Origin of the sequence: Flavobacterium inviolabile (assembly GCF_013389455.1) — a bacterium.
GTDB classification, from domain to species: Bacteria; Bacteroidota; Bacteroidia; order Flavobacteriales; family Flavobacteriaceae; genus Flavobacterium; species Flavobacterium inviolabile.
In genome coordinates this window covers 2,237,541-2,252,531 of sequence record NZ_CP058278.1, presented here as the reverse complement: position 1 = coordinate 2,252,531, position 14,991 = coordinate 2,237,541, and the positions used below count along the sequence as shown (strand labels likewise).

Here is a 14,991-nt window from a genome sequence, read left to right as displayed (position 1 = left end):
GATTCCATTTATCTTGTAATATACAGGTATCCGTTTTTGTTCTGAGACACACCATCTGCAGTGGTATACTGCAAAATGTAGAAATAGGTTCCGTCCGGTAATGGTTCTGATGCGTTTACAGTTGCTCTGCCATCGGAATATCCTTTGAATACTTTATCGGTATTGTTATATCCTTTTGTTTCAAAGACCTGAACGCCCCAACGGTTGAATATCTGAATTTCATTATTCGGATAACATTCGATACCCGCAATATAGAAAATATCGTTGCTACCGTCTCCGTTTGGAGATACTGCATTAAAGACATTGATCGCACATCCGTCAACTGTAATCACTGTCGGATTATCGCCAATCACATCATTGTCGTCCGAACTGTCGGTTACTGTTTGTCCCTGCGGTGCTGTTCCGGTAACAAAAGCCTGGTTGCTTACCGCACCGGCATTAATATCGGCCTGCGTAATTACATATACTGCTGTGAACGTTGTTGAGTCGCTTGCTCCAACAGCTAAACTGATAGGTCCGCCGGTCACTACCACTCCCGGTAAAGGATCGGTTATGGTAATATTGGTCAAACTTGTATTCCCGGTATTCGTTACTGTAAAGCTATACGTAATGGTTTCTCCGGCCTGAGCAATACCGTCATGATTGTTGTCGTTAAACACTCCGGTTTTGATTAAAGCAATACCCGGATTCTGGATTAACGGTGTAACGGTACATTTCGGACAACCTGGATCTACTAAAGGATCATTAGGGTTAATTGGTGTAGGATCTTCCGAATCGTCCATAACCGGATCGCCGTTTGGAGCCGTACCTTCCACTAATGCCATATTATAAACCGCTCCGTCATCGATATCTCCCTGTGTAATGGTATACAAGGCTGTGAATGTTGTTGCATCTGTCACACCCGGTGCCAGGCTGCTTAAAGGTCCGCCGGTAACTGTAACTGCCGGATCTGTTATGTCGATATTGGTAATCGTCACGTTTCCGGTATTCGATACTGTAAAGGTGTACAATACTGTATCGCCTGCGTTTACAAGTCCGTCGCCATTGGCATCCTGGTATGTTCCTTCTTTAAATAAAGTCAGCTCCGGATTTTGTGCTAATGGTGTTACCGTTGGCGTATCGTTTGTCGTTGAAGTACCCGAGGTATCCTGAACCGTACCACCTTGTGGCGTGGTTCCGGTTGCAATAGCCGTGTTACTGATTTGTCCGGCGTTAATATCCGTTTGTGTCAATACATAGGTAGCCGTTGCGGTACCTACTGCTCCCGGTGCTAAAGTAGCCGGTGTTACCACTGCATTTGTCAATCCGATCTGCGTATCGTTGATGACCAATCCGTTTACCGTTACGTTTCCGGTATTGGTTACCGTAAAGGTGTACGTGATCGTTTCACCAACCTGTGCAAATGTATCGGCATTCGTATCGTTAAATACTGCTGTTTTCACTAAAGCAATAGCCGGATTTTGTGCTAATGGTGTTACCGTTGGCGTATCGTTTGTAGTTGAAGTACCCGAGGTATCCTGAACTGTACCGCCTTGTGGCGTGGTTCCGGTTGCAATAGCCGTGTTGCTGATTTGTCCGGCATTGATGTCCGTTTGTGTCAGTACATAGGTAGCCGTTGCGGTACCAGTTGCTCCCGGTGCTAATGTAGCCGGTGTTACCGCTGCATTCGTCAGTCCGATTTGCGTATCGTTGATGACCAATCCATTTACCGTTACGTTTCCGGTATTGGTTACCGTGAACGTGTAGGTGATGGTTTCACCAACCTGTGCAAATGTATCGGCATTCGTATCGTTAAATACTGCTGTTTTTACTAAAGCGATAGCCGGATTTTGCGGTAATGGTGTTACCGTTGGCGTATCGTTTGTAGTTGAAGTACCAGAAGTATCCTGAACCGTACCACCTTGTGGCGTGCTACCGGTTGCAATAGCCGTATTACTGATTTGTCCGGCGTTAATATCCGTTTGTGTCAATACATAGGTAGCCGTTGCAGTACCAGTTGCTCCCGGTGCTAATGTAGCCGGTGTTACCGCTGCATTCGTCAGTCCGATTTGCGTATCGTTGATCACCAATCCGTTTACCGTTACGTTTCCGGTATTGGTTACCGTGAACGTGTAGGTGATCGTTTCACCAACCTGTGCAAACGTATCGGCATTCGTATCATTAAATACTGCTGTTTTTACTAAAGCGATAGCCGGATTTTGTGGTAATGGTGTTACCGTTGGCGTATCGTTTGTAGTTGAAGTACCAGAAGTATCCTGAACTGTACCGCCTTGTGGTGTATTACCGGTTGCAATAGCTGTATTACTGATCTGTCCGGCATTGATGTCCGTTTGTGTCAATACATAGGTAGCGGTTGCCGTTCCCGTAGCGCCCGGTGCTAATGTAGCCGGTGTTACCACTGCATTCGTCAATCCGATTTGTGTATCGTTGATCACCAATCCGTTTATCGTTACGTTTCCGGTATTGGTTACCGTGAACGTATACGTGATCGTTTCACCAACCTGTGCAAATGTATCGGCATTCGTATCGTTAAATACTGCTGTTTTCACTAAAGCAATAGCCGGATTTTGCGGTAATGGTGTTACCGTTGGCGTATCGTTTGTAGTTGAAGTACCCGAGGTATCCTGAACCGTACCGCCTTGTGGCGTGGTTCCTGTTGCAATGGCTGTATTGCTTATTTGTCCGGCATTGATATCCGTTTGTGTCAACACATACGTAGCGGTTGCCGTTCCGGTAGCGCCCGGTGCTAAAGTAGCTGGTGTTACCGCTGCATTCGTCAATCCAATCTGCGTATCGTTGATTACCAATCCGTTTATCGTTACGTTTCCGGTGTTCGTTACCGTAAAGGTGTACGTAATGGTTTCACCAACCTGTGCAAATGTATCAGCATTCGTATCGTTAAATACTGCTGTTTTTACTAAAGCGATAGCCGGATTTTGCGGTAACGGTGTTACTGTTGGCGTATCGTTTGTGGTTGAAGTACCCGAGGTATCCTGAACCGTACCGCCTTGTGGCGTGGTTCCGGTTGCAATAGCCGTGTTGCTGATTTGTCCGGCGTTAATATCCGTTTGGGTCAAGACATACGTAGCGGTTGCAGTACCAGTTGCTCCCGGTGCTAATGTAGCCGGTGTTACCGCTGTATTTGTCAATCCGATCTGCGTATCGTTGATGACCAATCCATTTACCGTTACGTTTCCGGTATTGGTTACCGTGAACGTGTACGTGATCGTTTCACCAACCTGGGCAAATGTATCGGCATTCGTATCGTTAAATACTGCTGTTTTTACTAAAGCGATAGCCGGATTTTGTGGTAATGGTGTTACCGTTGGCGTATCGTTTGTAGTTGAAGTACCCGAGGTATCCTGAACCGTACCACCTTGTGGTGTGGTTCCCGTTGCAATAGCTGTATTACTGATTTGTCCGGCGTTAATATCCGTTTGTGTCAATACATAGGTAGCCGTTGCGGTACCAGTTGCTCCCGGTGCTAATGTAGCCGGTGTTACCGCTGCATTCGTCAGTCCGATCTGCGTATCGTTGATGACCAATCCGTTTACCGTTACGTTTCCGGTGTTCGTTACCGTAAAGGTGTACGTGATCGTTTCACCAACCTGGGCAAATGTATCAGTATTCGTATCGTTAAATACTGCTGTTTTTACTAAAGCGATAGCCGGATTTTGTGTTAATGGTGTTACTGTACATTTTGGACATGAAGGGTCATATCCGTTGTCACCCGGTTGAGCCGGATTTGTCGGATCTTCCGATTCGTCTGTAACTGTTCCTCCAACGGGATCCTGACCGGTTACTGTTGCCAGATTGTGTACAAAACCATTATTCAAATCTGCTTGTGTAATCGTATGTGTTGCTGAAACTGTTGTATGTTGTCCGGCACCCAAAGTTGCTATTGTTGCCGGAGAAATACTTCCTGCATCGGCATTATTATCTGTAACCAAAAGGTTTGTAATAGCCACATTTCCGGTATTTGTTACGGTAAGTGTATAGTTAATAATGTTTCCTACAGCATTATAAGTACCGTTTAAGGCTTCTTTGGTTAATGTGATTTGCGGAGTCATTACAAAAACAGTAACTACTGCCGTATCACAATTGGTCGGATTTGCAATTTCACATATCTGATAGGTTAAGGTATGTGTACCTCCAGGCGTACCCGGAATGACATCCACGCTTCCGTTTGGATTTAAGATCAGGTTCGGGTTAGAAACCGTAGTCGTTAACGTTACCTGAGATGGGGTTACTGCTGTTCCGTTTAAGGTATCATTCGTATACACATTCACCACGTTTGTTGCGCCGGTATAACCGTTTACGTTTGTTGCCGAATCGTTAACCGCATCAATTACTGGTGCTACCACCGTTACCGTTACTGTTGCCGTATCACAATTGGTTGGATTGGCAATTTCGCAGATCTGGTAGGTCAAAGTATATGGTCCTGCCGGTGTGCCCGGAATAACATCCACACTTCCGTTAGGGTTTAAAATCAAATTCGGGTTGGAAACCGTAGTCGTAAGCGTTACCTGAGATGGGGTTACCACTGTTCCGTTTAACGTGTCGTTGGTATACACATTCACCACATTCGTTGCTCCGGTATAACCGTTTACGTTTGTTGCCGAATCGTTAACCGCATCAATTACCGGTGCTACCACCGTTACCGTTACTATTGCTGTATCACAATTCGTCGGATTGGCAATTTCACATATCTGATAGGTTAAAGTATATGGTCCTGCCGGTGTACCCGGAATAACATCCACACTTCCGTTAGGGTTTAAGATCAAATTAGGGTTCGAAACCGTAGTCGTCAGCGTTACCTGAGATGGAGTTACTGCTGTTCCGTTTAAGGTATCGTTGGTATATACACTCACCACGTTTGTCGCGCCGGTATAACCGTTCACGTTTGTTGCCGAATCGTTAACCGCATCAATTACCGGTGCTACCACCGTTACCGTTACTGTTGCTGTATCACAATTCGTCAGATTGGCAATTTCGCAGATCTGATACGTCAAAGTATATGGTCCTGCCGGTGTGCCCGGAATAACATCCACACTTCCGTTAGGGTTTAAAATCAAATTCGGGTTCGAAACCGTAGTCGTTAACGTTACCTGAGATGGGTTTACCGCCGTTCCGTTTAAGGTGTCATTCGTATACACATTCACCACATTCGTTGCACCGGTATAACCGTTTACGTTTGTTGCCGAATCGTTAACCGCATCAATTACCGGTGCTACCACCGTTACCGTTACTGTTGCCGTATCGCAATTCGTTGGATTGGCAATTTCACAGATCTGGTAAGTCAAAGTATATGGACCTGCAGGAGTGCCCGGAATAACATCCACGCTTCCGTTTGGATTTAGCGTTAAATACGGATTGGAAACTGTAGTCGTTAACGTTATCTGAGATGGAGTTACCACTGTTCCGTTTAAAGTGTCATTCGTATACACATTCACCACGTTTGTTGCGCCGGTATAACCGTTTACGTTTGTTGCCGAATCGTTAACCGCATCAATTACTGGTGCTACCACCGTTACCGTTACTGTTGCCGTATCGCAATTCGTTGGATTGGCAATTTCACAGATCTGGTAAGTCAGAGTATATGGTCCTGCAGGAGTACCCGGAATAACATCCACGCTTCCGTTAGGGTTTAAGATCAAATTCGGGTTGGAAACCGTAGTGGTTAATGTAACCTGAGATGGGGTTACCGCTGTTCCATTTAAGGTGTCGTTTGTATAAACGTTTACCACATTCGTTGCTCCGGTATAACCGTTTACGTTTGTTGCCGAATCATTAACTGCATCAATTACTGGTGCAACCACTGTTACTGTTACTGTTGCCGTATCGCAATTGGTTGGATTGGCAATTTCGCAGATCTGATACGTCAATGTGTATGGACCTGCCGGTGTACCCGGAATAACATCCACACTTCCGTTAGGGTTTAAGATCAAATTCGGATTGGAAACCGTAGTCGTTAACGTTACCTGAGATGGGGTTACCGCTGTTCCGTTTAACGTATCATTCGTATAAACATTCACCACGTTTGTTACGCCGGTATAACCGTTTACGTTTGTTGCGGAGTCATTAACCGCATCAATTACTGGTGCTACCACCGTTACCGTTACTGTTGCCGTATCACAATTCGTTGGATTAGCAATTTCGCAGATCTGGTAGGTTAAAGTATATGGTCCTGCCGGTGTGCCCGGAATAACATCCACACTTCCGTTTGGATTTAAGATCAAATTCGGGTTCGAAACCGTAGTGGTTAACGTTACCTGAGATGGGGTTACAGCCGTTCCGTTTAAGGTATCGTTGGTATAAACGTTTACCACATTCGTTGCTCCGGTATAACCGTTTACGTTTGTTGCCGAATCGTTAACCGCATCAATTGCAGGTGCTACCACCGTTACCGTTACTGTTGCCGTATCGCAATTCGTTGGATTAGCAATTTCGCAGATCTGGTAGGTCAAAGTATATGGTCCTGCCGGTGTACCCGGAATAACATCCACACTTCCGTTTGGATTTAAGATTAAATTCGGGTTCGAAACCGTAGTGGTTAACGTTACCTGAGATGGAGTTACCGCTGTTCCGTTTAACGTATCATTGGTATACACATTCACCACGTTTGTTGCGCCGGTATAACCGTTTACGTTCGTTGCCGAATCGTTAACCGCATCAATTACTGGTGCTACCACCGTTACCGTTACTGTTGCCGTATCACAATTCGTTGGATTGGCAATTTCGCAGATCTGGTACGTTAAAGTATATGGTCCTGCCGGTGTGCCCGGAATAACATCCACACTTCCGTCAGGGTTTAAGATCAAATTCGGATTGGAAACCGTAGTCGTTAACGTTACCTGAGATGGAGTTACCACTGTTCCGTTTAACGTATCATTAGTATACACATTCACTACGTTTGTTGCGCCGGTATAACCGTTTACGTTTGTTGCCGAATCGTTAACCGCATCGATAATGTTTAATCTTCTTGTCGGTATGATAGTCGATGTGTTGTTCGTTACATTAGGATCTGTTTCAGCTCCGGTAATGGTAGCTGTATTTCCATAATTTCCTGTTGCCGTAACGGTAGCCGTGATCGTTAATGTTGCTGTTGCTCCATTGACTAAGTTACCAATTGTCCACAAACCGTTATTAGCATTATACGTTCCTGTAGTAACTGTAGAAGACACATACGCATAGCCGTCCTGTAACTGATCGGTAACGCTTACGTTAGTCGCATTGTTCAGTCCGTTGTTTGTTGCTACAATAGTAAAAGTTATCGACTCACCTACCATAGGTGTCATATTATCGGCTATTTTTAAAACTGCCAGATCAGCAGTAACAGCCGGTGTGATCGTATTGTACTTGATATTATTACAATTCTCGGTTGTTGTTCCGTTCAAACATTCCACATGTGGATTTGTTGGTGGATTCGTTCCCGGATTTGTCGCATCCGGATCGGTTACATCGGCCGGTCTGATAATACTCGCCTCCACAGTTAACGGTTGTCCGCCTAAAGCAGCACCAACCGTTCCGGTAAAAGTGAACACAATCTGTCCGCCATTGGTCATATCCAGATTAGCCGTATAGTTCCCGGTAACCGGATCGATTGTGCCATTCACAACCACTACTGTTCCCTGGCTATTTACATAGGAAACCGTATTAATTGTAAAACCGGAAGGTACTATAAAGGTAAAGCCTGCACCGGTTACCGCACTCGGTCCGTTATTGACTACCGTTACGGTATAGTTCATTTGCTGCCCGACATTGACAGTTGTTGTGGAAGGCGTAATACTCACCACTTCTAAATCGGCTGCAGCAACAACCACATCCAGATTTTTTACAATTACCTGACCCGGAACAAAGCTCCAGGTATCCATTGATTTTTCATTTCCGAAACTGGAAGAACCGGTACCGCTATTTCCGCTGCCGCTGCTTCCGGAAGTATACAAGCCCCATTTGTGCCCGTTACTGTTACTGGAAATTCCGGTAATTCCGGATGCAATCGGGTTTGACTTATGTGTTGCCATACCGCCGGTTACATCGGAATCATCCCAATATACCAAATCACGGGTCGGCACATATACATCATAATTGGTATCCAATTGTTCAATAATAATTCCGCCGGGATTAATTTCCATATCAATAAAAGGGAAATGGACTTCCGCTCCGAATAACTGTACTCTGATTTCGCCAATGTTCGTTCCGGCCGGAAGTATGTTCCCGTTACCGTCTTTACCATCCCAGAATACCGTATTGGTTCCTACCGTACAGTTTCCGTTGATAATTCTCGTTGGAAAATCTCCTATAATTTCTATTCTGTATGTTCCGGAAAGATTGGAATCAAAGCCGATATGGGCTCCTTTATTACCGGACAAATCCGGTGTTCCTTCTACTCCTGTATAGGTAATATTTGTAGCTGTTGGTGTTAGCACGGCATTTTTCAGCCAGGTCATTCCACCACTCATATTACCGCTTGTTGGTAAATCTAAAGCAGGTTTACCGTAAAATATCTTATGGGTCACATTGGAAGCAGCATCAGCACTTCTCGGATCGTGAATCCGGAACTGGCTGTCCAACGGATCAGAAATATTCAAACTCTTATAAGACGGTGAGTTTGCCGTATTTAAAAATCCTTTGTTGTTTACAAAGAATGTAAATCCAACACCATTCGAACCATTATTAACTACTTTATAAGCAATACCGTCTCTTGTTAACACATACATGCTTCCGTAGAATGCTTTGTTAGCCGTGAATGCGCTTCCGGATATATGCAGGTTTAATACGTTTGTATAAACACGTCCGTTAACCCAGGCCGAGTTGCCGCTGTTTCTAACCGAAACATCCCAGGCAGCAATAAGTTCCGTATTGGTTCCCTGTGTCCAGTTGGCATCTGCTGCCACATCGGTTACACCCGGCGTACTGCTGCTGGTCTCTGAACCGGATGGCAGAAATTCAACTCTCCATACTCCTTCCTGTCCGGTACCAACAACCGTATTGAACGGCTGGTAACGGTTACCGCCTGCGGCCTGACCCGGATATAAAGGTCCGGCAAGCTCTTCTGTTCTGCTGGCAATCCTACCGATATTATTACTTGCCGTAATATAAACCGTTCCATCCGGAGCAATCAGTCTTATCTTACCGTTTCCGGCATTTTGAGCACTGGAAGCTACCGCAATCGTTTCGCCAACTTTGGCATAAACATAGTGCGTCCCTAATGTTTTAAACGGCCATGACCTGATAGTCGTTCCCCCGGCTTCATAACTATTACTGTATAAAAAAGCCCGGTTTCCGCTAACGCCGGACGGGTAGAAATCTTTACTACCTTCCGCCGACATTTGTGTCCAAAAACTGGTAATAACTGAAATAAAGAACAAGAAAATCATTTTTTTCAAAACCATTGTAAAGGATTGAAAAAAATCACTTCTCTGTCGATAGGACAAATGCTTGTCGCTATAACTGTAATTTTCGTTCATTTTTTTTGTTTTTAAATTTTACACCCTTGTAAGATTTTACAGGTGCGAAATTCCATAAACAAAAGGTTTTTAACGTTTCAGATATGTGGCGTGGCGTACATCCCACACAATTGAAACGCTTTAAAAAACACATAAAAACCTACAAATCAATACCTTACAAATACACCGCTAAAAAACACGTATTAATACGGGTATAAAAAAACCGGAACTGCTGTCCGGTTTTGTATTCTTTGTTTTTTTATTAATGATACTGCTGCCGGTATTCCGACGGTGTGCAATTCATCTGTGTTTTAAAATAGCGGTTGAACGATACTTTTGAGTTAAATCCGCTTTGAAAAGCAATTTCTTCCAACGTAATTTCCGTGGCTTCTTTTAAAAGCTGACAGGAATAGGTTATTCTGAAAGTATTGATGTATTGATAAAAAGAACGGTTGATTTTTGTGTTGAATAATTGCGTCAGATGGTGCTTCGGAATTTTGACTTTTTTGGAAAGGCTTTCCAGTGAAAGTTCCGTATCCAGAAAAACCAGATCGTCATTCATGGCTTTGTCCAGCCGTTCTTCATATTCTTCCAGCATGGCTGGTGTTAATGCCGATTTTTTATACTGTTGATTTTGTTTCTCGGTTTCCTGGTTCTGTGCTGCTGCTCCGGCACCGGCAAGAAGCCTCCCAATGCTGTATTTAAAAATAAGTGCCGATACCAAAAGCATACTTCCGTAAATGACAACACCCGGCAGCATAACCCCGATGTCTTTTCTTTCCAGTACTCTGGAAATCATGATACTGGCAAACAAACTGGCGATCAAGATCAGCCAGATAGCAGCAGACTTGACAAGGTTCCGCAGACTAAGATCGTTCGTTATTTTTTTCTGATTAAAGAAAATCACAAGGACATACACGAACATTGAGATTGTCTTGCTTCCGTAAAGCACTGCATAATAGGCTGAAAGATGCGCATTTCTAAAATCCGTTTCCGATAAAAACACGATATAACAAACGGTTGCCAGCAAAAAGGGAAAGGCATGCAACAGGATATTTTTCTTTTTTAGTTTTCCGGCATCATTTGAAAATGCAGCCAGGTATAAAAGCGGCCCGTACATCAATCCGAACGGTGCTCCCCTGTCGACAAAAGGAAGCGCATCAAAAAAATACCGCGCTATTAAAGCATACGCGGCATGCAGCATTAAACAGGCTGTAGCACAAAACAGTACTTCATTAAAGGAAGAACCGGATCTTGTTTTTTGGAGCACATATAATGTTAGTCCGCAAATGCAGACAATCATGATTAAAAGAAGAAAAAGCATAAGGGTTTTCCTTTTTATGAATGGTGTATAATTGTTTTATAATACGACGGAAGGTATCCCGTATATTCTTTAAAATAGCGGTTAAATGAGGTTTTGGAATTAAAGCCGCATTCGTATGCCAGTGATTCTATTTTTATTCCGGCATCATTTTTCAGACAGCCAAGTGCATATTCGATCCTTAACTCGGCGATATACTGATAAAAGTTTTTTCCTAAATAAACATTCAGCAGCCGGGTTAAATGGTGCCTGGGTATGGTTGTCTGACTGGCAAGCATGTCTAACGAAATATCCGGATTGCGGTATAAATCCGTTTCTCTGACACATTTGTCCAATGTTTCGATATAATTGGCAGACATCGTGTCGTCAAAACACTGCTGTGGTTCTTTTTTCGCGGTAAGGCTAATGGCTGTCTTGTCCTCATAGCACAATAAATAGATTCCGATAAGGAGCATAAAAGTGCCCAGCAGGAAAAACAGCATCCAGTTAAGGTCAAAGCCAAAATCGGTAGCATGCCATTTCTTTTTAAAGACCAGTAATCCGATTAACAGGGACGATATCAAACCGCCATAGGCTAACAATTGCACCAGCTCCTGTCCGATACTGATTCCTTCGGTTTTTGCGATATTTTTTTTATTGGATTTCCATATCAGGCAGGAATAAACAAACAGCGAAATCCCCACACTGATAAAATACAGCAGGAAATAGTTTACCCAAGGACCGGCATTTACATCCTGTTCTTTAAATTTTAAAATCGAGAAGGTCACGCTGCTTATTGCAAAAGGCAGGTAATGCAGCCAATACCCTTTTTTAATTGATTTCGCCACCGTTAAAAAAAGTAACGGTCCGTAGAGAAGTCCCAATGGCGGACGCTCATTAAAATAAAAACAACTAAAATGTACAGCTGCCAGTAATAAAACAAATGCCAATATGCTTTTTAAAGTTGTCATATTAAACATTGATTTTACATACCTGTATGCATAAATTAGGATTGACTTCATCTAAATTAAAATTAAGGTTTAATTAAAGTATCAATTCTAAATTTGGGGGACTACAAATATCAGAACTTATATAGGAACCCGATATAGCCATCCTTCTATTTTCTTGTAGAATTATTTCTACAAGAAAAAAAATTCCTACTAATATATTTTTTGTAATATTGAGCACTTTGGCAAAATCCATTCAAATTTCTACACTGTTCCGAAAAAAGCTATGAATGCTCTCACCCGATTTCTTTTTTTCCTTACTATCTTAAGCATTCAGCAGAGTTTTTGTCAGAACAGGTTGCCGTCATACTGGTTTACATCCGATAACGGCGAACTTCCTCAAAACAGCATTAAATCGATTGCACCGGATAAAGACGGCTTTATCTGGATGACCACAGAAGACGGCCTGGTCAGGTTTGACGGGCAGCAGTTTAAAGTGTATAACAGTGACAACATAACCGGATTGCGTTCCAACAGGATGATGTTCCTGAAAAAATCCCGGTTTAGTGATGGTTTATGCGTTAATACAGATGTAGGACAGACAGTACATGTTAATCAGGTACCGGAAGTATTACCTCAAAAGACAAAGGACCGCAATGAAAATCAGGAATTAGGGTATTTATTCAGCAACAATGTTGACATTTATACCTCCTATTTTAAAAACAGCCCTACATATAATATCCTACTGAAAAACTATTATTATAGTGTTACCAGGGACAGTATCCGCTTATATGACCTCAAACACAAGCGTTTGGGTGCCTTCAGCAACCGGTTCGTTAACGGAACAAAGTTCTTTGTTATTGACGATAAGCTCTTTTTAAAAAATAAAAAAGACTATTTTATCGTTTCGCCCACCAGACTGGTAAAGATCAATTTCAACATGCCCACCAACGGAGACGAAACTATTTATGCCAATAATGCCATCGACCAGGCTTTTATGTATCAAAATGGAAAATTATATTACCTGACGGCCGGCAAAAACGGTATAACGCCCAAACTGATACTCTCCGATTTTAATACCGTAAAAAATAATGTCAGCACCCTTTACTACGATCCGAAGTTAGGCATAGTCTATATCGGAAGCCTGACAAAGGGTTTTATGATTGTCCGCCCGCAAAACTTTAAAAGCTATACCGACATTCAGGATCCGGTGGTATACTCCAGTTTTGCTTATGATTCGGTTAGTGTTGTGACCGGAAGAGGGCAAATTATCAGCTCCAACGGAACGATCAGGCATTTAAAAACAGTCCTGAAAACCGATAAATTTTTCTCCATACTGGATAATAACGGGGATTTGTGGACCATTAATTATGAAAACAGCTTTCACCGCTATAAAAAGAGCAGCAACTACAGTTTATCTGATGACTGGTCCTTAAAATTCACGCCCAGTTTGCTTTATAAAGATGACAAAGGACTGATGTGGATTGGCGCTTCCAATTATAAAAAATATGATGAAGGAAAATTATACTATATCGATCCGGATGATGATGCTAAAAAATTAAACTGGGCAGCCGATTTTAATTTCTTGCCGAACAGTGCCCAAAAAATCGGGGCTCATAAATTTGTAATCGGTTCCCAGAACGGATTATATATAGTCGATTTAAAACAAAAAAGCATCGTTAAAAACCAGCTCATCGGCAATGCCTATATTCGCGGGATTCAAAGTTCCAGGGCAAATGAAATCTGGGTTAATACCTATAATAACGGTTTTTTCCTGATCCGGAACAACGTCACCACCCATTTTCCTTTTGACAGAAACAAATACATCCGTTCGGCTCATTGTATTGTTGAAGATGCAAAAGGATATATGTGGATTACAACCAATAAAGGTCTTTTTCAGGTAGCGAAAAGCAGCCTGATTGCGTATGCCGATAAGAAAAAAAGCACGATCTATTATCACTATTATGATAAGGCTTCCGGTTTTAAATCCAATGAGTTTAACGGCGGCTGTTCGCCCTGCGCTACAAAACTAGCCAATCATTATATCGCATTGCCGTCATTTGAAGGAATGGTCTTTTTCGACAGTCAGTCTGTGAGGCCGATATTGCCCACAAATCCTATCTATATCAATGAAGCCCGTATAGACAATAAACTGGTAACCTTTAAAGATACTATTGTTATAAACCGCAATTTCAGCCGTGTTACGTTTTTCCTGAACAGCCCTTTTTACGGAAATCCTGAAAATCTGAACATCGAAGTAAAACTGGATAATGCCGATAACCAGTACTGGACAAAAACCAATGATAATTATACCATTTCCTATACGTCATTATACCCGGGAGAATACAAATTAACCGCCCGGAAACTAAACGGATTTGATTCTGAATACCAATACAAGACCATCACGATCATCATACCGCCTGCTTACTGGCAGACCATCTGGTTTAAAATTTTGGTCCTGATCACATTCCTGCTGCTGCTGTATTTCGGTTTCCGGCAGCGAACAAAATACATCCGTCACCGAAATCTTTTATTAGAAAAGAAAATCATTTACCATACCACGGAATTAAAAAATACGATTAATGTTTTAACGAAGACCAAAGCAGATTTAAGCGAACAGATCCACTCCCATAAAAAACTGATCGGATCGATTACGCACGATATCAAAAGCCCGTTAAAATACATGGCTTTAACCGGTAAATACCTGTATGAAAACCTGGATCGTGACAATCCTGACTTTCAGGAGAACATCAAAACGATGTATACTTCTTCTTTTGAGCTCTTTCATTTTGTGAATAACCTGCTGGAATATTCCAAAACATACCTCAACAAGAATGATATCCATACGGAACGATTCAGCCTGCACCAGCTGATTAACGAGAAAATAAAGTTATTTGAGCCAATTGCCAAGTCCCGGAAAACGGTACTGGAAAATAATGTATCGGAATTGCTGCATTTAACGCTCAACAAGCAATTGTTTACAATTATTATTCATAATCTCCTGGATAATGCCGTTAAGAATACGGAAGCCGGCACGATCACTTTTAGCGGCTATAAAACCCTGGACACGATTGGCATTATTCTTACCGATACCGGAATTGGAATGAACCCGGAACTGGTAGCCTATTACCAGACTTTATCCCAGCGAATAAAATCGGAGCATTATGAAAAGCAGTTTACAAAAGGGATTGGTTTTACGATTATCATCGAGCTATTAAACCTGCTGAACGGTGATATTAAAATTGAAAGTGAGGAAAATAAAGGAACGGTAATCACCCTCCTTTTCAAACGTTAG

4 protein-coding genes are annotated in these 14,991 nt (G+C 42.6%); 1 reads left to right on the top strand and 3 read right to left on the bottom strand.

Features of this window, described 5'->3' with window-relative positions; all coding sequences use genetic code 11:
- Positions 1-8: 8 nt before the first annotated feature.
- From HW120_RS10065 to HW120_RS10055, 3 genes are all read right to left on the bottom strand, one after another.
- Complete coding sequence (locus HW120_RS10065; protein WP_177733757.1) at positions 9-9,470, bottom strand: DUF7507 domain-containing protein; 9,462 nt, start codon at positions 9,468-9,470, stop codon at positions 9-11.
- A 241-nt stretch (positions 9,471-9,711) separates the two neighbouring features.
- Complete coding sequence (locus tag HW120_RS10060) at positions 9,712-10,773, bottom strand: helix-turn-helix domain-containing protein (RefSeq protein ID WP_177733755.1); 1,062 nt, start codon at positions 10,771-10,773, stop codon at positions 9,712-9,714.
- 14 nt (positions 10,774-10,787) lie between these two features.
- On the bottom strand, positions 10,788-11,720 hold the full coding sequence (locus HW120_RS10055) for a helix-turn-helix domain-containing protein (protein ID WP_177733753.1): 933 nt from the start codon (positions 11,718-11,720) through the stop codon (positions 10,788-10,790).
- Positions 11,721-11,982: 262 nt separating this feature from the next.
- Between HW120_RS10055 and HW120_RS10050 the strand changes: the two genes are divergently transcribed.
- Positions 11,983-14,991, top strand: coding sequence for a sensor histidine kinase (locus tag HW120_RS10050; protein ID WP_177733751.1), 3,009 nt, complete (start codon positions 11,983-11,985; stop codon positions 14,989-14,991).